This window comes from Nocardia sp. NPDC059240 (assembly GCF_042753865.1).
Taxonomy (GTDB): Bacteria; Actinomycetota; Actinomycetes; order Mycobacteriales; family Mycobacteriaceae; genus Nocardia.
Genome location: NZ_JBHZAC010000008.1, coordinates 286,384 through 310,410, shown reverse-complemented (window position 1 = coordinate 310,410; position 24,027 = coordinate 286,384). Strand labels below are relative to the sequence as shown.

General features: G+C 67.7%; 23 protein-coding genes. 11 read left to right on the top strand and 12 right to left on the bottom strand.

Annotated features, from left to right (window positions below; all coding sequences use genetic code 11):
* Positions 1–317 precede the first annotated feature (317 nt).
* The 5 genes from ACFXHA_RS28910 to ACFXHA_RS28890 all read left to right on the top strand — a co-directional run bounded on the left by ACFXHA_RS28910 (position 318) and on the right by ACFXHA_RS28890 (position 5,903).
* Entirely contained in the window at positions 318–1,184 is an 867-nt protein-coding gene (locus ACFXHA_RS28910) for a YceI family protein (RefSeq protein ID WP_379362124.1), read from the top strand.
* A 124-nt stretch (positions 1,185–1,308) separates the two neighbouring features.
* Positions 1,309–2,229: a GNAT family N-acetyltransferase gene (locus tag ACFXHA_RS28905; RefSeq protein WP_379362123.1), complete on the top strand. Its 921-nt coding sequence runs from the start codon at positions 1,309–1,311 to the stop codon at positions 2,227–2,229.
* A gap of 210 nt (positions 2,230–2,439) precedes the next feature.
* Positions 2,440–3,303 carry a hypothetical protein gene (locus ACFXHA_RS28900; RefSeq protein ID WP_379362122.1) on the top strand — a complete coding sequence of 288 codons (864 nt, stop codon included), beginning with the start codon at positions 2,440–2,442 and terminating at the stop codon, positions 3,301–3,303.
* A 150-nt stretch (positions 3,304–3,453) separates the two neighbouring features.
* Positions 3,454–4,479 (top strand): alpha/beta hydrolase, encoded by a 1,026-nt coding sequence (locus tag ACFXHA_RS28895; RefSeq protein WP_379362121.1) that lies wholly within the window; start codon positions 3,454–3,456, stop codon positions 4,477–4,479.
* 32 nt (positions 4,480–4,511) lie between these two features.
* Positions 4,512–5,903 (top strand): serine hydrolase domain-containing protein, encoded by a 1,392-nt coding sequence (locus ACFXHA_RS28890; protein WP_379362120.1) that lies wholly within the window; start codon positions 4,512–4,514, stop codon positions 5,901–5,903.
* An 89-nt stretch (positions 5,904–5,992) separates the two neighbouring features.
* Here ACFXHA_RS28890 and ACFXHA_RS28885 read toward each other — a convergent pair whose 3' ends face one another.
* On the bottom strand, positions 5,993–6,586 hold the full coding sequence (locus ACFXHA_RS28885; protein ID WP_379362119.1) for a TetR/AcrR family transcriptional regulator: 594 nt from the start codon (positions 6,584–6,586) through the stop codon (positions 5,993–5,995).
* A 95-nt stretch (positions 6,587–6,681) separates the two neighbouring features.
* Between ACFXHA_RS28885 and ACFXHA_RS28880 the strand changes: the two genes are divergently transcribed.
* On the top strand, positions 6,682–7,587 hold the full coding sequence (locus tag ACFXHA_RS28880; RefSeq protein ID WP_379362118.1) for a hypothetical protein: 906 nt from the start codon (positions 6,682–6,684) through the stop codon (positions 7,585–7,587).
* Here ACFXHA_RS28880 and ACFXHA_RS28875 read toward each other — a convergent pair.
* The 3 genes from ACFXHA_RS28875 to ACFXHA_RS28865 all read right to left on the bottom strand — a co-directional run bounded on the left by ACFXHA_RS28875 (position 7,559) and on the right by ACFXHA_RS28865 (position 10,353).
* Positions 7,559–8,614, bottom strand: coding sequence for a class I SAM-dependent methyltransferase (locus ACFXHA_RS28875; protein ID WP_379362117.1), 1,056 nt, complete (start codon positions 8,612–8,614; stop codon positions 7,559–7,561). The two genes, ACFXHA_RS28880 and ACFXHA_RS28875, sit on opposite strands and share 29 nt — an antisense overlap.
* A gap of 43 nt (positions 8,615–8,657) precedes the next feature.
* Positions 8,658–9,494 (bottom strand): sulfurtransferase, encoded by an 837-nt coding sequence (locus ACFXHA_RS28870; protein ID WP_379362116.1) that lies wholly within the window; start codon positions 9,492–9,494, stop codon positions 8,658–8,660.
* A 97-nt stretch (positions 9,495–9,591) separates the two neighbouring features.
* Entirely contained in the window at positions 9,592–10,353 is a 762-nt protein-coding gene (locus ACFXHA_RS28865; RefSeq protein WP_379362115.1) for a BTAD domain-containing putative transcriptional regulator, read from the bottom strand.
* A 50-nt stretch (positions 10,354–10,403) separates the two neighbouring features.
* On the opposite strand from ACFXHA_RS28865, the gene ACFXHA_RS28860 reads away from it, so the two are divergent.
* Positions 10,404–10,562, top strand: coding sequence for a hypothetical protein (locus ACFXHA_RS28860; RefSeq protein ID WP_379362114.1), 159 nt, complete (start codon positions 10,404–10,406; stop codon positions 10,560–10,562).
* Here ACFXHA_RS28860 and ACFXHA_RS28855 read toward each other — a convergent pair.
* Both ACFXHA_RS28855 and ACFXHA_RS28850 read right to left on the bottom strand, forming a co-directional pair.
* Positions 10,549–11,946 (bottom strand): MDR family MFS transporter, encoded by a 1,398-nt coding sequence (locus tag ACFXHA_RS28855; RefSeq protein ID WP_379362113.1) that lies wholly within the window; start codon positions 11,944–11,946, stop codon positions 10,549–10,551. The genes ACFXHA_RS28860 and ACFXHA_RS28855 overlap by 14 nt on opposite strands.
* A gap of 26 nt (positions 11,947–11,972) precedes the next feature.
* Positions 11,973–12,599, bottom strand: coding sequence for a hemerythrin domain-containing protein (locus tag ACFXHA_RS28850; RefSeq protein ID WP_379362112.1), 627 nt, complete (start codon positions 12,597–12,599; stop codon positions 11,973–11,975).
* A gap of 74 nt (positions 12,600–12,673) precedes the next feature.
* Between ACFXHA_RS28850 and ACFXHA_RS28845 the strand changes: the two genes are divergently transcribed.
* On the top strand, positions 12,674–13,285 hold the full coding sequence (locus ACFXHA_RS28845) for a TetR/AcrR family transcriptional regulator (protein ID WP_379362111.1): 612 nt from the start codon (positions 12,674–12,676) through the stop codon (positions 13,283–13,285).
* Here ACFXHA_RS28845 and ACFXHA_RS28840 read toward each other — a convergent pair.
* The 5 genes from ACFXHA_RS28840 to ACFXHA_RS28820 all read right to left on the bottom strand — a co-directional run bounded on the left by ACFXHA_RS28840 (position 13,282) and on the right by ACFXHA_RS28820 (position 19,358).
* On the bottom strand, positions 13,282–14,634 hold the full coding sequence (locus ACFXHA_RS28840) for an MFS transporter (protein ID WP_379362110.1): 1,353 nt from the start codon (positions 14,632–14,634) through the stop codon (positions 13,282–13,284). The genes ACFXHA_RS28845 and ACFXHA_RS28840 overlap by 4 nt on opposite strands.
* Before the next feature lie 138 nt (positions 14,635–14,772).
* Positions 14,773–15,717 carry an RNA polymerase subunit sigma-70 gene (locus ACFXHA_RS28835; RefSeq protein WP_379362109.1) on the bottom strand — a complete coding sequence of 315 codons (945 nt, stop codon included), beginning with the start codon at positions 15,715–15,717 and terminating at the stop codon, positions 14,773–14,775.
* A gap of 121 nt (positions 15,718–15,838) precedes the next feature.
* The gene (locus ACFXHA_RS28830; RefSeq protein WP_379362108.1) at positions 15,839–17,347 is read right to left on the bottom strand and encodes a carboxylesterase/lipase family protein; all 1,509 of its coding nucleotides are present in this window, start codon (positions 17,345–17,347) and stop codon (positions 15,839–15,841) included.
* Between the two features lie 56 nt (positions 17,348–17,403).
* Entirely contained in the window at positions 17,404–18,291 is an 888-nt protein-coding gene (locus ACFXHA_RS28825) for a DUF5995 family protein (RefSeq protein ID WP_379362107.1), read from the bottom strand.
* 74 nt (positions 18,292–18,365) lie between these two features.
* Positions 18,366–19,358, bottom strand: coding sequence for an aldo/keto reductase (locus ACFXHA_RS28820; RefSeq protein ID WP_379362106.1), 993 nt, complete (start codon positions 19,356–19,358; stop codon positions 18,366–18,368).
* A gap of 220 nt (positions 19,359–19,578) precedes the next feature.
* On the opposite strand from ACFXHA_RS28820, the gene ACFXHA_RS28815 reads away from it, so the two are divergent.
* Both ACFXHA_RS28815 and ACFXHA_RS28810 read left to right on the top strand, forming a co-directional pair.
* The gene (locus tag ACFXHA_RS28815) at positions 19,579–21,375 is read left to right on the top strand and encodes an AMP-dependent synthetase/ligase (RefSeq protein ID WP_379362105.1); all 1,797 of its coding nucleotides are present in this window, start codon (positions 19,579–19,581) and stop codon (positions 21,373–21,375) included.
* Between the two features lie 147 nt (positions 21,376–21,522).
* Entirely contained in the window at positions 21,523–21,903 is a 381-nt protein-coding gene (locus ACFXHA_RS28810) for a DUF2834 domain-containing protein (RefSeq protein WP_379362104.1), read from the top strand.
* Here the strand turns inward: ACFXHA_RS28810 and ACFXHA_RS28805 are convergent.
* The gene (locus tag ACFXHA_RS28805) at positions 21,890–23,377 is read right to left on the bottom strand and encodes an MFS transporter (RefSeq protein WP_379362103.1); all 1,488 of its coding nucleotides are present in this window, start codon (positions 23,375–23,377) and stop codon (positions 21,890–21,892) included. The genes ACFXHA_RS28810 and ACFXHA_RS28805 overlap by 14 nt on opposite strands.
* Before the next feature lie 113 nt (positions 23,378–23,490).
* Here ACFXHA_RS28805 and ACFXHA_RS28800 point away from each other — a divergent pair, with 113 nt between their 5' ends.
* Complete coding sequence (locus ACFXHA_RS28800; protein WP_379362102.1) at positions 23,491–23,952, top strand: MarR family winged helix-turn-helix transcriptional regulator; 462 nt, start codon at positions 23,491–23,493, stop codon at positions 23,950–23,952.
* The last annotated feature ends 75 nt before the right edge of the window (positions 23,953–24,027 follow it).

The window sequence follows — 24,027 nt, the reverse complement described above, 5'->3', positions numbered from 1 at the left end:
GCGGACCGGCTTTTTTGTGCTGGCCGCAGGCAGTGGATGTCTGGGACAGGATCGCTAAATTACTGCGTCGCAGAGGGAAATTCACGTTCTCGGCCGCGAGGGTGACCGATGTCGCCACAGATGGCGAGCTGGTCACGAGGGTGGTTCGTGGGCTCTACCGTTGAACGATACTCTTCGTCACCGACCCAGACACCGCTGTCGATATCGAGGTTGCTTGGCCAAGAGAATGATCCGCCTCGACGAGGGAGTATCCGATGACAGACCGAGGCCGGAAACCGCTGCGACGCGGGCGAATTCGACGAATATTGCGCAGGCCGGTGACGTGGGTTGTGGTGGTGCTGGTTCTGATCGGATTGGGGGTGGGTGGGCCGTACGTTTACCTGCATATGGTCAGTGCGCACAATCCGCCTGCGCAGAGCTTCAGCGACCTGGCGACGACGAGTACTGGCCCGGCCAAGCCGACCGTCATGCCGGCTGAACCATCCACGCCGGCGGCCGCTCTGCCACCGGCGGCCACGTCGACACCGCAATCCGCCCCTCCCACTACGGATGTCGCGCTGACGACCACTCCACCCCCGGTGGCACCCACACCCGCGCCACCGGCCCCGGCCCCGACCACCGCGCCGGCCCCACCACCCGCTCTGGCCCCGACCACCGTTGCCAGTCCGATCGCCGGTGACTGGACGGTTGGTGCGGGGACCGATGCTCGCTGGTCCACCGATGACACGCTCCTCGGCCAGACCACGCGAATCATCGGACGTACCAACGACGTTTCCGGATCGCTCCACATCGATGCCCTGACCATCACCTCGGCGCAACTGGCCGTGAATATGCAGACGGCCCTCTGCAATTGCATGCACGACCCCGCCTACAACGAGATGCTCGAAACCAGCAAGTTCCCCACCGCGAAATTCACCCTGACCGCCCCTATCACCTTCCCCTCGGTCCCGGCCGCGGGCGCGATCTCCGACGTCCCCGCCACCGGCGAGTTCACCATTCACGGCGTAACCCGAACGGTCACCTTTGATTTCCAAACGACCGAGGTCGGCAACCGCCTCGCTTTCAAGGCCACCATCCCGGTAGACCCTTCCGACTACGCCATCCAACCCCCGGTCAGCAACAACCCGATGGGCAGCATCGGCAATACCGATATCGAACTCCTCATAGCCTTCGACCGCTCCTGACCGCACAGGGAAACGGCTGGCCGATCGCGGATGCGAAGGGTCGGCCGTTTTTCCGAGACGCGGGAGGCGTTCGGTAGTGTGCGTGTCGCTCAGGGAGTTTCGGAGGCTGGGGGCGAGGGTGGCCGTGCATATTCGTGAGTCCACGGTGGTCGATGGGGAGGCGCTTGCTGCGCTTCTCGTCGAGATGCATGCACATTACGGGCGGGCGGATCCCAAGCTGGTGTGGGTTCGGGTCCACAAGGCGTACTTTCCGGGGGATGGCATGGGCTCGGGGCCGCTGGTGGCGGTCGTGGACGGCGTGCCGGTCGGTTTCGCCGAGTACAACCGCTTCCGCGGGTACAGCGATCAGCCACCGTATTTCGCGATCCAGGAATTCTTCGTGACCGCCGAGGCGCGGGGGCGCGGTATCGGTCGTGCCCTGTTCGAGGCGGTGTCCGCGCGGGCGGCGGAGCGTGGCTCGCGGCATGTTGTGCTGGGCAACATCGGTCCTCGCGAGCTCAGCGCCGCAGAGCTCGGCGCAGTCCTGGACGGCGAGGTCTATGTCACCCCGGCCCTGCTGCCCCGAGTGCCGGATCCGGAACAACAGGAGCGGCGTCGGCAGCTGCGCGATCTCGCCGCCCGGTCCGGTTGGGACCCGCCGGTGGTGATCGATCGACGCAGGGAGATCTTCGATTACAGCGTCGGCGATGTCGTGGCCGAGGGCGACGTCCCGTTCGCGATTCTGGCCGACGGCAGGGCAGTCCGCGCGCACTTCCGAACCGTCTGGGAGTCTTCGCATTACGGCGATGATGAACGCACCACCTGGCGGCTTACCCTCGACGGCCGCGACTTCCATCCCGCCGTCGAGATCGACAGCAGTTGGACTCGTGGCGCGACACTTCCACATTGGACACAACCGTCCCCGGACGGCGGCGAAGGTGTCAACTACAAGTTCTTTTTCGGTCACCACCTGGCGACGACCAGCGGCACCATCGAGTACATCTTCGACCTGTCCGCGATGCGGGTGCGGATCGTCGAACACCTCGAAACCGACACCAGCCCATAGCAATCCGACACCACCCGTCAGTCGACCTCGGGCGATCGAGGGGGAGTGGGAGGCCTCGACCTGAACGCGCGGTGTGCGGTAGATTCGCCACGAGTTGCGCGACGACGATCGGTGATGACTATGGGGTGGGGATCTCGACGGCGGTCTCGGTTTGTCTGGGCCGCACTGCTATTCGCTGTTCCGGCGGCTGTCGGCATCGGTCCGATCGCGGTGCCGCAGGCGCATGCCGCGACCTGCGCCGCCGCGACGACCACCGTGCTGGTGCCCACCGAGGTACCGGTGCTGGGCTGGTCGGAGAATCTCGGCTACGACGGCGCGGGCAACCTCTGGGTGTCGCGGTCCTGGCGCAATGAACTGCAGCGCTACGACAGTTCGGGACAATTGACCGGCAGCATCTCGATCACCAATCCCAGCGCGGTGCGGCTCGGTCCGGACGGGCTCATGTATGTCGCGTCCGGTGATCTGCCCGCGAACCTGCGGTCGGGGATGCGGGGTGGGGCGGTGCTGCGTTTCGATCCGGCGGCCGAGTCGCCGGTTCCGGAGGTGTTCACCACCGGGTTGGCGCTGCCCAATGGCGCGGCGTTCGACGCGTCCGGGAATCTCTATGTGGCAGACAGTCTTTCGGGTGTCCTGCGGATCGGGCGGGACGGTGTGGTCGATGCCGCGTGGAGTGCGCTGGCGCCGAAGAACCTCGACGTGCTCGCCGGGGTGGACGGCGCGATGATCAACGGCCTGGCCGTTGCCGGTGATTCGCTCTACGTCACGGTCACCGCCAGCGTGACCGGACGCGTGCTGCGGGTCCCGATCGACGCGCCGCAGCATGCGAGCGTCGGCCTCGACCTGCTGACTTCGGCCGGTGCGGTTTCTCCCGACGATCTGACGGTCGGCCCCGACGGGGATCTCTACATCGCCACCAGCACGGGGGCTTTGATCCGTTCGGACCTCGCCGGGCGCGAGGTCTGCGTGATGGCCGTCGGGAGCCCGGTGACCTCGCTCGCCGCGGTCCCGGGTACGGATCATGAGCTGGTCGCGGGCACCATGACCGGCGATGTGCTGCGCATCGAACTGCCGTAGCCACCACTCTCATCGCTCGTATTGAACTGTCCCGCACAATTTCTGCGGTTGTGCTGTGCGTCACGGCTGGGCTAGCGTCTCGTATCCGAAACCAGTTAGTCCCAGTTATTGCCGACCGGAGGCAGCCGGTCGGTGGATGAGGAGACCTCAATGTCGAGGCGAAATACCCTCAGGACGCGTACCTGCGCGGGCGTCGTGGCGGCGGTGGCCGTGACGGGCAGCCTGCTGGCCGGGGCGAGTCCGGCGCAGGCGGACGAGAGCGGGGCTGGGACAACGGCTCAGAGCGTCTTCGACAACCTCGGGCCGCATCCGGTGGCGACTCCGACGGTGACCAACCCCTGCCAGGAATCGGTGGCGGGGATGATCGCGCACATCACCGTCCACCTGTTCGGCAATCGCGATGATGCGCGGTGCACGCAGGCGTTTCCCTACGGCCTGCAGTCGCCGATCGGGGTGAACACCTACTACCCGGCCGATATCGGGGACATGGACAACGCGCCGGTGATCCTCTTCGAGGGCGGCATCCTGTCGAATCCGGGCAACTACGACACTCTCGCGCGGCAGTGGACCAGCCACGGGTTCGTCGTGGTGATGGCCTACGACTTCTTCAACTCGACCCCCGACATGCCCGCGCTCGGCCTGGCGGTAGCGGTAATGCAGAACCGGGACCCGAATTCCCCGCTGTTCAACAAGATCGACCTGAGTCGCACCGTGCTCGCCGGGCATTCCGGCGGCGGCCAGGCCACCCTGCAGGCCGCGGCACTGTTCCCGCCGCTGGCCGGGGCCGTCGATCCCAAGCTGCGGATCATCGGCGCGCTGGCCATCGAACCCGGGCCCCTCGCGGTCGGGGCGGCCATCGGTGTGCCCACCCTGTTCCTCACCGGCTACAACGATTTCGTGGTCCCCGACTTCGCGTGGGTGCGGTGGTGGGAATACAACCTCACCTTCAATGCTCCCGCGTGGATCGCGAATGCCCGTGGCGTGAGCCACTTCTCGCCGGTGGACGGGCCGGGCGCGTACCTGTCCTCCGGCACCGCCATGGCCTGGCTGGAATACATCGCCTTCGGCGACGACACCGCCGCCCAGTACTTCGTCGGTCCGGACTGGAAGCTGAAGGACGACAAGACCTACTTCAGCGTCGAGCGCAATGCCCTCGCGAACGGGATTGCCCGATGACCGGCTTCGACTCGGCCGCAAGGAGATCCAGCATGTCCGGTCGCACCTGGATCAGCGGCCTCGCCGCCGTGGTGATCACCACCCTGCCGCTGGTCGCACCGCTCGCCGCGGCCGAACCTGCCGCAGACAGCAGCTGCGCCGAACCGGTGCCGGGGCAGCCGCTGCCGCGCGCGAATCCCGAAGACGTCGGGATGGATTCGGTCAAGATCGCCGACGCGCTCGATTTCGGAACGAGCGCGGGCGGTGTGGCCGTGCAGATCTACCGGCACGGCTGCCTGGTCGGCGACCGCACGCCGAGCGGGAATCTGCCACTGCCGCTGGCCAGTGCCACCAAGGGTGTCACCTCGGCGATCGTCGGGCGGGCGGTCACTCTGGGCTACTTCGGCGTAGACGATCCACTCTCGAAGTTCTTCCCGCAGGCCGATGCCGTCCACGCGAATCTCACTGTGCGGCAGGTACTCACGCAGACCACCGGACTGCACTTCAGTTGGCCGGCCGATATCGCCGGGCTCTACACCGACTCGGCGCTGCAAACCCTGGCCGAACCCGCGGACTACCCGCCCGACAGCACCTTTCAATACGCGCAGAACGTGATCGCGCTGCTGCCCAAGATCATCGAGCTCACCACGGGCAGCGATTTCCAGGACTTCGCGCAGCGAGAAGTGTTCCAGCCCTTGGGGATCGCTCGCGGCGACTGGATCTGGCTGCGCGACCGCAGTGGCGTCACCGCCGTCAACGGCGGTCTGGCCATGCGCCCCGACGACCTGGGCCGGCTGGGCCGGTTGATGCTGCAGCGAGGCCGCTGGGGCGATCAGCAGTTGATCGACGCGAGCTACATCGGGCAGGCCACTACCGGCACCGACGCCAACCCCGGCTACGGCTTCCTCACCTGGCTCAACTCCGGCGACACCTACAAAGGCACCGAGGTGCCCACCGCCAACAGCTACGACCGCCCGCAGTTCCCGGGCTCACCCCGCGACCTGTATTCCTTCGAAGGCGCACTGGGACAGTTCGTCACCGTCGTCCCCAGCCGTGACCTGGTCATCATCCGCATGGGCATCCCCATGCGCGTCAACCTCGCCAACCCGGTCGGAATGCTCACCGGCAGCGGCAATCCTGACAACAAGGAACTCTACGAACGCATCACCGCCGCCGTCACCGACCTCCCCGCCGAACCCTACGTCGACCCGTACACCCTGGCCGATCCGCCCTTGCCCATCCACAACCTCGACGACGTGGGCAAGCTGATCGACCCGCTCACCGCGGCGAACATCCTCCTCGGCGTCGGCCCCTACGCCTCCACCGCCTGCAACATCCTGTGGTGCAACGGCAAACCCGTTCCCGCAGACGTCTTCCGGCTCATTCTCGACGTCGGCGGCCAATTGGCGGGTGTGGTGACAGCACTGGGCAACACCCCGAGGTGATCCGGATCGTGCCCGTGGCGGTCAGGCCCGTTGTCGCGGTGACACTTTCGGCGCACATCTGATCCCCGAGGGGGCGGTGCCTTCCCGGTTCAAGCCTCGACGGCGTTCCAGGCCGCTCGGCCGAGAACCGGGGCGGCGCCGAGCATGTCGAAGTCGGTGGATCGGGCCAGCCAGAGGCGGGCGTATTCGACGCAGGGGCCCATCCACAGGGCCTGGCACAGGCGGGGTGGCAGTGGCTTGATGCGACCCTGCTCGACGTGGGGTTGCAGCCACGCGCTGGCTTCCGCGTAGAAGCGTTCGTTGAGGGCGGCGATTATGTCACGGGATTCGTCGATGACCTCGTACTCGCGGCAATGGAACAGGAAGCGAGCACGCTGCTCGTTGGCCGCGACCCACTCGAGGTGCGTGCGGACGGTGCCCTCGATCCCGCCGCGCGCGGTCGTATTGCTTTGCAGCGCAGTGAGATAGGTGTCGAAATAGTCGCGCAGCGTTTCGAGGTAGAGCTCCGCGGCCACGCCTTCCTTGCTGCCGAAGAAGTGGTAGATGCTGCCCACGCTGGCCCCGGAGGCGCGATGCAGCGCCTCGACCTTGGTGCCGGCGACACCACTCTTGAGGAAGACCGTCAAGGCCGCGTCGAGGATGGCGCTGCGGCGGGCGATTCCGGCGTTCGAGGCTGTGGACACCACCGCACAGTACCGAATCAGGCATTGACTAGAGAATTATTCTAGAACAATATTCTAGTCCTGACGTGAGCGCGTGACCGGAAGGACCATGGCGAATGAGTACGAGTACCAACGACCGCACGAGAGGTGAAGTGCGGCGGGTGAATCCGGTCGATGTGGCCCTCGGGGTCGCCTGCCTGGTGTGGGTCGGGATGACCCTGTGGTCGGGAATCCAGACCGGCGGCAAGGGGCTGCCGGTGATCCCGCAGACGATCACCTCGCTGGCACTGGTGGTGGCCGTGATCGGGCACATGCTCAAACACCTCGGAGTGCGGCTGGCCGCCGCGTACTTCGTGGTCGCGACCGCCATCGAATGGTCCTTCGAGCAGGCCAATATCTCGTTCGGCGGATTCGTCTGGGGAGATCTGCGCTACGGCCAGCTGTCGATGCTCGGCCCCCACATCGGGAGTGTTCCGCTGCTGGTCCCCATCGCCATGGTGGCGCTGCTGTGGCCGGTCTACGTGATCATCAACGTGGTGCTCGACGGAAAGATCCTGGTGGACCCGCGCTCACTGCGGCCCTGGCAGGTCGTCGGGCGTTGCTTGCTCTACGGCATGCTGCACGCCTGGCTCGCCTTCCTCACCAACGGTTTCTGCACGAAATTCGGTGTCTACGAATGGGTGGGCAAGTCCGGGGCACTGCCGCCCCAGGACTCGTTCTTCGGCGATCCGGCCCTGCCGATCGGCTGGACGGTCTGGGGATTCGTCACCACCCTCATCGTGTCCTTCGTGCTCATCCCCGCGTTCGGCCGCGACGCGCTCACCCGATCGCAGACGCGGCCGCTCGCCTGGGTCGACGCCGCCCCGATCGTGGTCATCGGGTCCTACGCCTTCGCGCTGTACCTCAACCCGGTCAACGAATCCGTCGGCAGCGTCATCCTTTTCATGTTCGGCTTCATCTCCCTGCTCGCCCTCTACCGCTTCGCGGCGGTCCTCACGGCCGTACCTCGTACACGAGATTGAACGGAGTTTCGGCAGCGCGGCGGAACCTGGTGAATCCGGCTTCCGCCGTGACCCGCCGGATGGCCGCTTCCCCGGCTTGCGCACCGAGCGCGTAACCGCCCGGTTGGGACAGTGCGTTCGGTACGCACAGCTGGGTGGAGGCGTTGTAGTAGACCCGCCCGACCGGGGTGAGATTGCCGGTGACGGTGTCTTCGGCATAGGGCTCGACGATCATCCAGGTGCCGTCGGGTGCGAGGGATCCGCGGATGTGACGGGCGGCGTCGACCGGGTCACCCATATCGTGCAGGCAGTCGAAGGTGGCGACGAAGTCGTAGCCGGTGCCGGAGAACGTCTGTGCGGTCGCGGTACGGAAGCCGACCCGATTGGTGACCCCGGCCGCCGCCGCACGTTTCGCCGCGAGCTCGATCGACTTGTCGTGATAATCCCAGCCGGTGAACATCGAGTTCGGAAACTCTTGTGCGAGCAGGATTGTCGAAGCGCCGAGCCCGCAGCCGATATCCGCGACCGTGGCACCGGCCCGCAACTTGGCCTCCACCCCGTCCAACGCGGGGATCCAGGCGGGGACGAGATTGGCGAGATAGCCGGGCCGGAAGAACTGTTCACAACCGAGGAACACCTCCTCGTCGTGCTCGTGCCAGCCCAGTCCCGCGCCGGTCCGGAACGCCTCCGCGATCCGTGGCTCGGCCTTGAGGGTGCCGAGCGCCAGCACGAACGCACCCGGAATGTAGACGGCGCTGTCGGGGTCGGCCAGCGCGAACGCCTGCTCCTCGGTCATCGAATAGGTCTGGGTGGGCGGGTCGTATTCGACATAGCCACCGGCGGCTTGGCCGCGCAGCCACTCCTCGAGATAGCGGGGGCTGGTGCCGGTTCGCTCGGCGAGTTCCGCGGTGCGGGCGGGCCCGGTGGCCAGCGCCCGGTACAGGCCCAGCCGGTGCCCGATCACGACGTTGCCCGCGGCGAAGGTCGCTCCGAGGTCCGCGACGAAGCGGCCGAGGAAGGTGTTCAGGGTGTCGGCGTCGATTGTCATCACTCTCTCCTGTTCAATCGAATTGCGTTGCCGCAGTGCCGGTTCAGGCGACCGGGGCGTCGGGGGTGCGGCCCCACTCGGCCCAGGAGCCGTCGTAGACCCGGACGCGGTCGTGCCCGAGGAGAGCGGTGAGGACGAACCAGGCGGTGGCGGCGCGGCCGCCGATCGTGCAGTAGGTGATCAGCTCGTTGTCGTCGGGGGTGGTGAGTACGGTCCGGAGTTCGGCTGCGGGACGGAAGGATCCGTCGGGGCGCACCAGGCCGTCGAGGGGGCGGTGGACGGCCGACGGCACGTGGCCGGCGCGGCCGTCGGGGTCCATCGCGCCCGACGGCCAGAAGCGCTCGCCCGCGTATTCGGCCGCCGTGCGCACATCCACCAGGGTCGTGCCTGCCCGGCCGATGGCCTCCAGGACTGCCGTGCGGTCTGCCCGCAGCTGCGGGTCCGGTTCGTGCAGGCGGAAGTCGCCCGCGGCCGGTGTTTCGGTGGTGGCGCTCCACGGGTGTCTCTCGTCCCGCCAAGTGTCGCGCGAGCAATCCAGGATGCGAACATCCTTGTGCCCGTACAGCTTCAGTAGCCAGACGCCCAGGGCGGGCGCGTATCCGTAGCACACCACCGTGGCGTCGGCCCGGATTCCCGAACGGGTGACGAGCCGCTGGAGGGCGGCGGCGTCGACGGTGCGGTAGGCGTCGTCCTTCAGGTCGCTGTAGATGTTCCACAGCACCGCGCCGGGGATGTGCCCGGCCTCGAAAGTCGCCGGGCTGACATCGATTTCGATGACCTGTACCCGGGGATCGGGCAGGTGCTCGGCCAGCCATCGCCGGTCTACGAGGGCGCGGTCCGCGGTAGGCGAACCGGGTCGGTCTTGCTGTGTGGCGGTCATGTCGAACCTCCCCGTCGGGTGTGTTTACGGGGTCAGTTCTACGACGGTGTCCTTGTGGCAACGTTGCGCCGATATTGGCGCAACCTTGGCGTCCGGCTCAGGTGGCCGACAGCAGTTCTTCGTACAGTTTGCGGGAGGCCGGACTGGGGGAGACGCCGAGCTGATCGCGCAGGCAATCGCTGAGTGCGCCGTAGACGCCGATCGCTTCGGCCAGGTTGTCCTGGGCCGCGAGGGCTCGCATGAGATGGCGGTAGCCGCTCTCGCGCAGCGGAGCCAGGCGGGTCAGCTGCCGACCGGCCCGGACCGCGGCGGCCAGTTCGGTGCCGCCCAGCCCCAGCCCGGCCGCCGCGTAGCTCTCCAGGGCCCGCAGGTGCAGCTCGGTGAGCTGGTGGCGGACGGCATCGATCCACGCGCACCCGTCCTCACCGGGCAGGAATCCGCGTTCGGCCACGAACAGCGCGGTCAGCGACGGCCCCCAGGCTCGCGCCCAATCGTGTTGAGCGACCGCGGATTCGGCCCGGTGGACCGCGTCGCCCGCCGCCTCCAGATCGACCCAGGCGTCGGGCAGGCACAGCCTCAGGACGGCGCGGCCCTGCACCGCCTCCGGGCCGAGCACGCGACGCAGTTTGGACAGCAGCGGGTTGAGTCGGGCATCGACCGCCGCCGGGTCGGGCTCCCGCCACAGCGCCTCGGCCAGCTCGTCGCGCGGGATCTGGCGATGGCCGTTGACCACCAGGTAGGTGAACAGCAGCCGGCCCTGGCGGCCGGGCAGTTGGCCGTCCAGCCGCTTCCCGTCCCGCACGATGGCCAGCGGACCGCAGATCTGGATTCGCACGGGATCCGAGGACACCAAGGTCACTCCAACATCATGGCAATAGACTGCTGGTAGAGGCCAGAGCGGAGACGCCGATGACGAAACTGATTCGATGCGAATGCGGATTCATCGCCCGCGACGAGCGCGAGGACCGGGTGGTCGAGATGATCCGCGGCCACCTGGCCAGCGACCATCCGGCCCTGCTGCCGACGATCAGCCGGGACGATCTGGTCAGCTGGATCAAGATCGAGTAACCGGTCGCCGCGGCAGCAGCAGCGCGGGGACGAGTGCGGCCGCGCCGATTGCCAGTGCCCACCAATAGGTGTGGGTGAATGTCGAGGCATCGAGGGCCGAATGGCCGGTGTTGCGTTGCAGCAGGACCAGCAGCGCCGCGACACCGAAGGAGCTGCCCGCGCGGATGCCGACATTGGTAGCCGTTGTGGCCGAGGGGATTTCGGTGCGGCGCAAGGACTGGTAGGTGGCGCCCATCGCGGCGGGCATGATCATGCCGTGGCCCAGGCCGATCACGAAAAGGATTGCCAGGAGCGGGATGTCGCCGGTGCTCGGGCGGGTGAGGGCGAGGAAGCCGAGCAGGACCACGGGCAGGCCGGCCAGGATCAGGAGTCTGGGGGAGTATTTGTCGGCGAGACGGCCGGTGAGCAGGGTGGTGATGATCGCGCCCACGCCGAGGGGTGCGACCATCGCGCCGGAGCGGAGCGGGGTGTCGCCGTCGACGGTTTGAAAATTCAGGGGCAGCAGCGCCATCAGGCCCGACAGGGTGCCGATATAGAGGAACATCATCGCGTTGACGGCGGCGAAGTTCCGATCCCGCAGGAGGCGGACGTCCACGAGGGCCGCGTCGCCCTTGCGTAACGCGTGCAGGACGTAACAGCCGATCAGTGCCGCTCCGGTCAGCACGGCCGCCGCGACCCGGACATCGGTGAGGCTCGTTCCGCTGCCCGCCTGCGCGGTGCCGTACACCAGTGCGCCCAAACCCGGTGACAGCAGCGCCAATCCGAGGAGGTCGAGTTCGGCGTCGTGGTCGCGGACCGGGTCGGGGGGCAGCAGCACGATCGCGGCGAGAACCGCGATCGCGCACAGGGGCACGTTGATATAGAACATCCAGCGCCACGACAGGTGGCCCAGGATCAGGCCGCCGACCGTCGGGCCGAGAACCGGGGCGAGCATGGCGGGCACCGCGACCGCGCTCATCACCCGGCCCATGCGGGCCGGTCCGGCGGCGCGGGCCAGCATGGTCTGCCCGATCGGCATGACCATGCCGGCGCCGAAACCCTGCAGCAGCCGGAACAGGATGAGCGCGGTGATGTTCCAGGCCAATCCGCACAGCACCGACCCGGTGATGAACAGCAGCAGTGAGACGATCCACATCGTCTTCGGGCCGAACCGCACGATCACCCATCCCGACAGCGGGATGCTGGCCGACAGTGCGAGGGTGTAGCCGGTCAGCACCCATTGGATCGTGGTCAGCGGCGTATGGAATTGTGCGCCAAGGGTGTTCACGGCCACGCTGGTGATCGTGGTGTCGAGGATCGTCATGATCGCGCCGAGGACCACCACGATCACCAGCTTGCGCAGGGCCGGGTCGAATTCGGTCGATGCGGTCGGCGTCTGGGTCATTTGCCTTGCTCCCCAATGTCTTCCGGCTACTGCCAGCCCTTGCGCGGCCGGGCGTAGTTCGGTTTGAGAACGAACCGGTAGAGGGTGCGGATCGGGGCGGGCAGGAAGGCGAGCATCTTGGCCTGCGCGTCGGCGGGCGCGGCGTCGAGGGCCCACGGCAGATACTCGGTCACGGCGCCGAGTCCGTTGCGCTTGCGCATCTCCGCGCCGAACGCGGCCCAGCCGGGACCGCCGACGGTGCGGTCGATGAGTGGCAGCGCCACCTGCTCCTCGTGGGTGAAATGCGTATCCAGTGCCGCGGCCAATTCGTCCACGTCGGAGCGTAAATCGCCACCGGCACCGGCGATTCCGGCCTCGACTCGAGTCAGCAGGTCGTCGAGGCCCTCGTGCTCGGACTCCATCTCGTCGAGGATCGCCAGGTCCGCGGGATCGGTGATCGCGGCCCGCACCAGCGGCCACAGGGCCGCGTCCTCGGTGCTGTGATGCCGATCGAGCTGGCGGCGGAAGGTTTCCCATCCGACCCGCACCGACGGTTCGCCGAGGCGGTCCTCGGAGACGGCGGCGGTGAGGCGGATCAGATCGCGCATGCAGGCGTCGTGGGCCAGATACATGCCGAAGAAGTCGATTGTCGTGGTCGGTCGGTGGTTGTTCATGGTCATCCACTCTCGAACAATTTAATTAGACTGTGTGTATGAATAAAACAGGTCGGCCGGGTACTGTCAAGGCCATGAGCCCACGCCAATACAACCTGGGGAAGCGCACCGCGCAGATCGAGCAGAGTCGCCGCCAGGTGCTCGACGCGGCCAGGGGTCTACTGGGCGAGGCCGACAGCTACACCGGATTCACCCTCGACGCGGTGGCCAAGCGCGCGGACGTGGCCCGGGCCACCGTCTATTACCAGTTCAAGTCGAAAACCGGTCTGCTGGAGGCGGTCTGCGACGATCTCGGCGCGGCCGGCGGGCTGTCCGAACTGGTGAAAGCCTTCACCGACCCCGAACCGCGCGCGGCACTCACCGAATTCATCGCCTGCTTCGCCCGCTTCTGGCAGGCCGACCGCCCCGCCATGCGGCGGCTGCGCGCACTGGCCGCACTCGACACCGACGTGCACGCGGTCATCAGCGCCCGCGACGAGCGCCGCCGCGAAGGCTTGGCGGTCCTGTCGAGCCGGTTCGGCGACGGAAACATCCACGCGGACGACACCGACCAACAGGTGCGGATCCTGCTGGCCCTCACCAGCTTCGAGACCTTCGACACCATGATCGGCACCGACGGCGACCTCCTCGACGCGGTTCCGGTGATCACCGGCATGGCGGTCACCGTGCTGGGGGCGAACAGCTAGGAACGCCCGGCCCGCCGGACCACGGTGATCGCGGTGCCGGCGGCGAGGAGGCTGAATCCGGCGGCGATGAGCGAGCCGTGCCGGAAGCCCGCCGTGAGCGCCTCGGCCGGGCCGGTCGACACACCGCGGCCGCCCGCGATCGCCACTGCCGCCACGATCGCGATGCCGACGGCTCCGCCGATCTCACGCGCTGTTTCCACCATGCCACCGGCCAAACCGCTTGCCTCCTCGGGGATTCCGATGAAGGCGGCGACCTGGAGCGCCGCCTGCGACAACCCGATGCCGAGTCCGACGGACAGGAAAGCAGGGAACAGGTCCGGCCAGAACTGCGCATGGGCCGGTATGCGGGCGAGCCAGAGCAGGCCGCCCGCCGCGATGCCTTGCGCGAGCGTGAGCGCCCACCCCGCACCGAGCCGGATGAGCAGGAGGGGCGCGAGGACCGCGGCGGCCACCACGGCCGGGACCGCGATCGCGAGATAGGCCAGGCCGGTGCGCAGAGCCGAATAGCCGAGAGCCTGCTGCATCAGCAGCGACGCCTGGAACGTGGTGGCGAAGAAGGCGGCGAAGACCAGGGCCGCAACGAGATTCGCGGCGTTCAAAGTGGGGTGGCGGAACATGGACAGCGGGACCAGCGGTGCGGGCGAGCGATATTCGATGGCAGTGAAGGCGACCAGCAGCGCGCACCCGGCGGACAGGAACCCGAGCGTGGTGGGGGAGGTCCAGCCGTGGTCGACGCTCCGGTTGATGGCATAGACCAGCGCGGTGAGACCGGCCGTCACGGTGACGGCTCCCGCGAGATCGATGCGGCCACGGTGGATCTTGCGGTCCGCGGGAACGTATTTCGCGATCAGGCCGACCATGACGGCCACGATCGGAACATTGACGAAGAAGATCCACGGCCAGCCGGGACCCGCCGTCAGCGCGCCACTGACGACCACCCCCACCGAGGCGGCGCTCCCCGCGGCCGCGCCGAACACGCCGATCGCGCGGTGCCGGGCGGCCCCTTCCCGGAATGTCGCGACCACGACCGCCAGCGCGGCCGGAGCGGCGAGCGCCGCGCCCACCCCCTGCGCCGCGCGCGACGCGACCAGTAGCGCGAACGATCCGGACAGTCCGGCGGTCAGCGAGGAGACCGCGAACAGTGCGAGGCCCAGCGACAGCATCCGGCGTCGGCCGAACGCGTCGCCCAGGCGGCCGCCGAGCACCAACAGGCCGCCGAGCAGCAACCCGTAGGTGATGACCACCCATTGCAGATCGGCGTCGGCCAAGCCGAGATCCGCTCGGATCGACGGCAACGCCACATTCACGACCGCGAGGTCGAGGGTGACAATGAATTGGGCCCCGCACATGAGCGCGAGAATCACCCCCGGTCGCGTGGACGGGCCCGGCCGGACCGGCGTGGCGGCCGGCGATTGCGTGTGGTTGACCATGCTCCTGACAACCGGCCGCTCGCGGAAAACTCGTCGCGACAGCGGATTACGAGGCGGTCAGGGCAGCCCGAACGCCGCGAACAGTTCGGGCTGGATGAAGGTGTGCAGGGCCACGATCTCGCCGCCGGAGCATTCCAGCACCTGAATGCCGAACGCCGTCAGCCGCCCATCGACCTCCCGGTACACCGCGACACCCGGACAGCCGTTGGCCTCGACCGCGATCAGCCGCTTGGGGCGGCAGCCCACATCGGCCCGGATCAGCCAGTGCCGGTACGCCTCCCGGCCCGCCAGCCAGAACGGCACCGGCGGCATATCGACGACCGCGTCCTCGCGCAGCATCGACACCATGGCGTCGATATCGAAGCGCTCGAAGGCGGCGACATAGCGTTCCAGCAGGTCGGCGTCGATCGGATCGAGCCGCGTCGCCGCACCGGCCGGGCGCGCCTGCGCGAGCGCCGCCCGCGCCCGGCGCAGCACGCTGTTGACGGCATCCGCACTGAGACCGAGCAATTCGGCCACCTCGGCGGCCCGCCAGCACAACACGTCCCGCAGGATCAGCACCGCGCGCTGCCGCGGCAGCAGATGCTGCAGGGCCGCGACGAAGGCCAGCCGGATCGATTCGCGGGACTCGGCCAGCGCGGCCGGATCGCCGGTGACGCTGCTCGGAAACGGTTGCACCCAGGTCGATTCCGGCAGCGGCGCACCCAATTCTCCGTGCGGGTCGGCCGCCGCGACCAGATCCATCGGCATCGCGCGGCGGCGTCGAGCGGCAGCCGCGTCGAGACAGACATTCGTCGCGATCCGATACGTCCACGGCCGCAACCCCGCCGGATCCTCGAGCCCGGCCGCCGAACGCCACGCCCGCATCATGGTCTCCTGCACCGCGTCCTCGGCCTCCAACGCCGAACCGAGCATGCGATAGCAATAGGACAGCAGTGCGGGCCGCAACCCGGCCAGCGCTTCCGCCAGCGCGGGCACAGCCGGTGCCGAGGTCTGAGTCATGCGAACGCTCCTCGCGTCGGGGCGCACACAGCACGCCTTCCCTTGCTAGGACCGAATTCGACCCCGAAACTCGTCGCGACACCGCGAATTCTCCCGGGCTTCGATCACACCCGGGCCGTGCTCACACCGACGCGCCCGAGGTGAGTTTGGCGCGGCGCAGCGCGCGCAGTTCGTCGGCGCGGGGGTCGGCGACCTCGTGGGATTCGGGGCTGTCGAAGACGCGGACGGTGCGGGTGGCGGTGTCGAAGCGTGACCAGCCCGGGTCGCCGTGGGTGGCGAAACGGACCCATGCGCGATGCACCTCGTCGGCCAGACGCTGCGGGGGAGTGGGGCCGAGGAGGGCGTGCGCCGCGTCGAGTTGGTCGAAGACGAAAGGGATCTCGACGACATGGCAGGCGCCCAGATCGGCAATGCCGGAGCGCCAGGCGAATTCGTAGACGTAGGCCGGGTTACCTGCCGCGGCACTGGATTCCGCGATGCGCATGGCGTCATCACGGAACACGTGATCGGTGAGGACGGCGGCGAACACGTCCGCGGGCCCGGCCTGCGGGCGATTGGCGGTGTAGCGGTCGACGACGGCCGGATCCAGGCCGTAGCGGGCCAGCAGTGGCGGCAGCGTCTGCTCGGTGATGGCGGCGGCCAGGCCGGTCGGAAAGGTGAAGAACCGGAATTCCTCGGCGGTCCAGCCGGTCAGTAGCGGCACCGTCCGGTCCGGTGCGGCGGCCAGCACATCCACCGGACGATCCGGGACGATCTCGCCGTCGATCATCGGGAAGAAGCTCATCAGACCGAGCCCGCTGGTGATGATCGACGCACCCCAGCGCTCCGGATCCGGGTCGGCCAGCAACTCCAGCGCCAATGCGTCCTGGGCGCTGCGTAGTTCGTCCGCGCCCAGCGCGCCGAAGGCCGCCGCCGTCGGCTCCAGGCCGAGCAGATCGGCGAGTTGGCGGGCCACCTTGTCCGCGTCCTCGGCGGTCGCGACCGCGGAACCGTTGGCGCTCTGCGCGATCGCGCGCCGGAAGAGCCCGCGCGCCGGGGGTGCGGCCAGCAGCGCCACCACGCTCATACCGCCCGCCGATTCGCCGAATACGGTGACATTGCCGGGATCGCCACCGAAGGCCGCGATATTGTCGCGCACCCACTCCAGCGCGCGGATCTGGTCGCGCAGTCCACGATTGGACGCCGAACCCGGGATGTTCGCGAATCCGGAAATGCCCAGCCGATAGTTGATCGACACCAGCACCACGCCGTCGCGAGCGAAGGCGGTGCCGTCGTAGATCGTGCGCGAGTTCGCGCCGCGGGTGAACGCGCCACCGTGAATCCACACCATGACCGGCAGGTCGCCGCCCGCGTTCTCGGGGGCCCACACGTTCACATGCAGGTACTCGTCGCCGGGAATCCCGTCGCTGCCCAGCAGGGCGTGAATCGGTGGCGGATACGGCGATTGCACACAGGTGGGACCGAACTCGAGCGCATCACGCACCCCCGACCAGGCCACGACCGGCCGGGGCGCCTCGAATCGGGCGGGCCCGATCGGCGCGGCCGCATACGGAATACCGAGGAAACGGGTGACACCGCCGACGCTCGAACCTCGAACCTCACCGCCGGTGACGGTCACGATCTCTGCCATCTGAACTCCTTTGCCGGACTCCACTATCGCGCAGAGATCGCCGGGCGTGGGCGAGATCAGAGGCCGTCGAGTCGGGCGAGGACGTCGAAGGCCTGTTCGGCGGTCCGGCGCTGCAGGTCGATCTCGGCCTCGATTGCCGGTGCGAGAGAAGGATTCTGGAGGGCCAGGCCATTGGCGAAAATGGTGGTGTTGGCCCCCACATCGGCGGCGACCAGCAGGGGTTTCGTGGCCACGCCCTTACCGAGGACCCGGTCGAGACCTTCGCCGAAGAAGTAGAAGCGCCACAGTGGACCCATATTGGCCGAGTAGGTGCGGTCGGTGCGCTCGGTGATCTGGTCGCCGGTTTCGGCGATGCTCGCCACGATCTTGAAGTAGTCGGCGGCGTCGGAAGGCTGGGATCCGGCCTCGGCCACCGCGCGCGGGAGGTCGACGACCAGGTGGGCGTTGTAGCCGGCCACCGCGACGCGGGCCGGGGTCGCGGTGCAGTCGGCGGCAAGGGCGAAATAGTTGGCCCAGTGCGGTTCCGGTGTGCCGCCGGTGAATTCGGTGTGCACATTGTCGAGATAGCGGCGCAGCAGATCGAAGCTGAGGCGGTGGGCGTACTCGGGGTCGTCGAACGACTGCGGATCCCGTTGCAGCGGCATGACCGCCTCGTGCTCGACGGTGTCCAGACCGGACGCGAAAGTGCCCCGCCGATCCGCGTGCTGCTCGTAGATCTCGGTGATGCGGTGCTCGCGCGCGACCGCGTCTTCCAGTCGCACGAGCGCATTGTCATCGGCGAGGGTGCCGGTGTCGGAGAGCCGGGCGATCTCGTCGTTCTCGGCCGGTGACAGTGCCGGGGAACACGACGGTGACGGGGGCTGGGCGGCGGCCGTCGCGGGCGCGAGGATCGCGGCGGACGTCAAAGACAGCGCGGCGAACGAGACCGCAAATACATTGTGCACGATGAATTTGTAGCACTGTTCCTTCAGTGCCGCATGATCAGCCTTTCCCGGTCAGCGCGGGTGTCCGGATCGGGTCAGGCCCAGGGCAATTCGGCGCGAATGCGCCAAAACGCTTCGGCGGGTTCGGTGAGGACGCTGAGCTCGGCCAGATCGTCGCTGGTGAGAGCGATTTCGGCGGCGGTCAGGTTGGAGGCCAGCTGCTCTGCTGTCGCGGCACCCGAGAGCACGATGTCGGCCCACGGTTGCGCGGCGGCCGCGGCCAGCGCCAGCGCATCGCGGCCCGCGCCGATCCGATCGGACACGGTCCGCAGCACGGCGGTGTCCGGGCCGGTGGCATTGCGGTCGGCGAGACGCCCGTTGGCCATGGCCTCCTTCACCACGATCAGCCATCCCGCCGAATGCGCCTCGGCCAGCGCCGATCCCGCGGACGGCTCGAGCAGATTCCAGGTCGACTGCACCGCCGCGAACAACGGTCGGCCATCCACGGTGACCTCCAACGCCGCCCGCACCACCTGCGACTGCGCGGGCCCGCTCGTCGACAGTCCGACCCGGACCCCTTCCGCGGCCAGCCCCGCCAACCTCGCATGCAGCTCGGGGTCGGTCAGGGCCGGGCTGCCGGGCGTCACCGAATGCACCAGATAGACGTCCAGATGCTTCCCCAACCGGGCGCGAGTCTCTTGTATCTGCCGGTCGAACACGGCCACCGTATGTTCCTTGACCTCATGCACCGGCACCCCCGAGGCCCGCCAATCGGCGGTATAGGTGTAACCCCATTTGCTGCCGACCATCACCTCCGCAGCGTGATCGGCCCGCCCCGCCAACCATTCCCCGACAAACTCCTCCGCCCGCCCATAGGACCGCGCGGTATCGAAGTACCGCACCCCCGCCGCCCAAGCAGCATCGAGCAACTCGTGCGTCCGCCCCCGCATCTCCTCCACAGTCCGCTCACCCGGCAGATCAACCTCCCGCCCAAGCGTGATGTACCCCGGCCTCCCCACCGCCGCTGTCCCCAACCCGAACCGTGCGCGCGGCGAGTCGGTGGCGGATTCGGCTGTAGGGGCAGGCATGGCAATGGTCCTTTCGCTTCCCCCGATCGTGCCTCCAGCCTTTCACGCAAGATCAAGTCCCACGGCACGGGGCTCACTCCTATGGCGACGTTGGGCGCCGGCATTTCCCCGGGCGCTGTCGTGGTCGTCGGCATACTGTGGCCGGGCGGGTATCGCCTCACGTTGGGCGAACCGAACCAGCGGCGTGCGGCCCGACAACGCGGGCAGAGGGATTGGTGTGATGACGGCAGTGGTCCGACGCGAAGTCGAAACAGCGGCAACGTATTCCGTGCGCCCGACGCAGACGCTGGCCGGAATCATCGAGGAATTGGCGTGTACGGCACCGGAATTCGTCGCTTTCCAGATCCCGGTTGCCGGCGGTCGGCGCGAGGTGACGGCGGAGCGGTTCGCACAGCACGTCGAGGCAGTGGCCAAGGGATTGATCGCCTCGGGCATCGAGACGGGAGATCGGGTCGCGATCATGGCATCCACCCGCTACGAGTGGGTGCTCCTGGACTTCGCGATCTGGGCGGCGGGAGCGTGCACGGTCGCCATCTACGATGCGTCGGCGAGCGATCAGGCGCGTTGGATTCTCGCGGACTCCGGGACCAGATTGCTGGTCGTCGAAACCGCACAGCATGCTGCCGTGGTGGCCCACATCACGACTCCTGTACTGGCGGAGACGCTTCGGATCGATCAGGGCGCGATCGACGAACTGGTGGCGCGGGGCGCCGAGATCGACGACCGGGAATTACGGGAACGTACGGCCGGTCTGACCGCGGCGTCACCGGCCACACTGATCTACACCTCCGGGACGTCGGGCCGGCCGAAAGGGGTGGTGCTCACGCACGCGAACCTGCTGGCCGTGGCGCGCTCCGGCGGAATCGCGATGAGCGGGGTGCTGCAGCCGGGGCAGCGGACACTGATGTTCCTACCGCTGGCCCACGTGTTCGCGCGCTGCTTGTCGGTGTTGGCGTTGATGGAGCGGGTGACGGTCGCCCACACGGCGGACTGGTCCACCCTCGGCGAGCAATTCATTTCGTATCAGCCGGATTTCGTACTGGCAGTGCCGCGGGTCTTCGAGAAGGTCTACAACGCGGCCGAGCAGCGTGCGCACGAGTCCGGTAAGGGATGGCTCTTCGACCGGGCCGCCGCCACGGCTATCGACTGGAGCCGGGCGCTGGACGACGGCGACGCCGGATGGTGGTTGCGCCTTCGGCACTCGGTGTTCGATCGACTGGTCTACACCAAGCTGCGGGCGGCGCTCGGCGGTCGCTGCCGGTACACGGTTTCGGGTGGCGGACCGCTGGGGGAGCGGCTGGGTCATTTCTTCCGCGGGGTGGGCATCACGATCTTCGAGGGATACGGCCTCACCGAAACCAGCGCCGCCATCACAGTGAACACACTCGCTCATCTGCGGATCGGCAGTGTGGGAAAGCCGATCGACGGCAATGCGGTGCGCGTTGCCGCGGACGGTGAACTGCTGGTGAAGGGATCGGTGGTGTTTCCCGGCTATTGGCGTGACGAACAGGCGAATCGGGACGCCTTCGAGGGGGAATGGTTCCGCACCGGCGATCTCGGGGCGATCGACCGGGACGGTTTCGTCACTATCACCGGTCGTAAGAAGGAGATTCTGGTGACCGCCGGGGGCAAGAACGTTTCGCCGGGGCCGCTCGAGGACGCTCTGCGCGCGCATCCGCTGATCGGCCAGTGCATGGTGGTCGGTGACGGTCAACCGTTCGTCGCGGCGTTGGTGACCATCGACCGCGAGGCGCTGCAGGACTGGCGCCGACGTCACGGCGTGAATATCCATGTGCACCTGGCGGAATTGCTGGATCATCCGGGACTGATCGCGGAAATCGATGCGGCCGTGGCGGAAACCAATAGCGAGGTCTCGAAGGCCGAGTCGATCAGGAGGATTCGGGTGCTCGTGGAGGAGTGGACCCAGGAGGGTGGGGAGTTGACCGCGAAGCTTTCACTCAGGCGCGCGGTCATCACACAGAGGTATGCCGCCGAGATAGCCGGCCTCTATTCCTGAGCTCGGCTCTGCTGGTATCGGGGCCTGGAAAGGCGCTGACAACGCACCGAGTTCGCGCGATCGAAAGATTCGGGCAACTCCTGGCGGGGTGGTCGGTGTGTTGAATGTAGGGGTCGGGTGGTGGCACGGTTCAGGCAGGAGGTCGGGATGTCGAATGCAACCGAGCAGGTGAGGGTGAGTGCGCGGCTGAGCCGTGGGGATACTGCGCTGATCGCGGTATATGGAGTGCTGGCGGTGGGGGCGTTGGTCGGGACGCAGTGGACGTTGATTACGCAGCTTGCGCGGGGCGGGTCGATGGGTGATGCCGGGCGGGATTTGTTCGCTACTCCGGCAAGCACTTTCAGTGCCGTGGACCTGGTGGTGGTCGCGCTGGTGGCGGTGGTGTTCATGGTGGTGGAGAGTCGGCGGCTCGGGATGCGGAGGCTGTGGGTTTACATCGTGCTGACCTTCGTTGTTGCGATCAGTGTCGCGTTTCCGTTGTTCCTGATCGAGCGTCAGGTCCACCGGGCCCGGGTCAGTGCGCCATGATCGGTGTGCCCGCCGGGGGTTTGGGGAGGAAGGCGGGGATCAGGGCGGTCACCAGTAGTCCGCCGATCAGGAAGATGCAGGCGGCCCACCAGAAGGTGGTGGTGTAGCCGTGTACCTGGGCTTGCGCTAGCAGGGTGGGTGAGGGGGCGTGGGTGGTCGCGTAGGTGCGGGTCGCGTCGGTGGCGACCGTGGTCAGTACGGCGATGCCGAGTGAACCGCCGACCTGCATGACCGCGTTCACCAACGCGGAAGCCGCTCCGGCGTCACGGTTGTCGACACCGGCGGTCGCGCCCTGGAAGGCGACCGACATCACCGCGCCGATACCCAGGCCCAAGACGGTCAAGCCGGGCAGCAGATGTGCGGCGTAGGTGCTGTCGGGTCCGGCGCCGGTGAGCCACACCATGCCGGCCGCCGAGGTCGCGAAGCCCAGTGCGACAGTGATTTTCGCGCCGATGCGTTGCAACAACGGCACGGCCGCGGCGGCCGAGACGATGGTGGTGGTGACCATCGGCATGAACGCGACACCGGCCTTCAACGGGGAGTAGCCGAGGATCGTCTGCAGGTAGTAGATGAAGAAAAGGAACACCGCGAACATGCCCACCGCGATCAACGCCACCGCCAGATACGAACCGGCGCGGGCGGGATCGAGCACCACGCGCGGCGGCAGCAGGGGATCGGTGGCGCGGGCCTGCCAGGCCGCGAAGGCCAGTACCAGCACGACACCCGCGCACAGCAGACCGACGGTCACCGGATTGCCCCAGCCGTGGTCGGTCGCCCGCGAGAAGCCGCCGACCACGCCGAACAGGCCCGCGCTGATGAGCAGCACGCCCGGGATATCGAGTCGTGGCCGCTGCGTGGGGGTTTCACGGGGCAGGGTCAGTAGCGCGCCGAGGATGCCGACGACGGCGAACGCCAGATTGATGTAGAGCGCCCAACGCCAGGAAGCCCATTCGGTGAGCGCGCCGCCGAGCAGTAATCCGATCGCCCCGCCGATCGCGGAAATCGCGCTGAACAGGCCGTAGGCCTTGGCCCGTTCGGTCGCGTCCGTGAAAGTGACGGCGACCAGCGCGAGGGCTGCGGGCGCGAGTAGCGCGCCGAAGAGTCCCTGTCCGATCCGCGCGGCGACCAGCGTGACGAAGTTCGGGGCCAGTCCGCCGACGGCCGAGGCGATTCCGAAGCCCAGCAGGCCGATCACCAGGGCCCGGCGGCGGCCCAGCAGATCACCGAGTCGCCCGCCGAGCAGCAGCAGGCTGCCGAAGGTGAGGGCGTAGCCGGTCATGACCCACTGCCGGTCCACATCGGCGAAGCCGAGCTCGTGCTGTGCCGCGGGCAGCGCGACGTTCATGACCGTCACGTCCAGCGCGACCATCAGCTGGGCGATGCCGAGCACGGCCAGTGCCCACCAGCGCCGCGAGGGATGCTCCGGTGCGGGTGGCATGTCCAGTGCCTCGATCGATTCGCTTGTGTCGGCCATGTCGGCAATCCTCCACGCAGATAGTTGCTATACCAATGATTATTGATGGCATACCAACTAATATGCAAGACGGCCCCGGATAGTCGCCGGTCACGGCCCATATACTGAATGGCATGTCAACTATTCGAGCGGGAGCCGGCGAGCTCAACCAGATGGTTGTCCACATGAACCGCGCCTATTGGCTGGTCACCTCCGCGCTGCTGCGCCGGCTCGGGCTCTATGCCGGGCAGGAGTTGCTGCTCATGCAGCTCTGGGATCAGGACGGGCAGTCGCAGGCCGATCTGGCCAAGGCGCTCAAACTCGATCCGTCCACGGTCACCCGCACCGTGCGCAGCCTCGAACAACAGGGCCTGCTGGCCCGCACCCCGTCACCGGTCGACCGCCGCGCCACTATCGTCTCGCTCACCGACGGCGGCCGCGCCCTGCGCGAGAAGGTGGAATCCACCTGGTCGGAACTGGAAGGCATTCTCACCCAGGGCATGTCGCAACGCCAACGCGACGACCTGCTACGACTGCTGCGCCGCGTCGAGAACAACCTCACCGCCGCCGGCGAAACCCTGCGCCTCGACAACTGACGGACCGCCGGGTCCATCGATGACGGATGCGGCGACGGATGCGGTCGTATGCGACGGCTCCCTATCGTCGGCCCG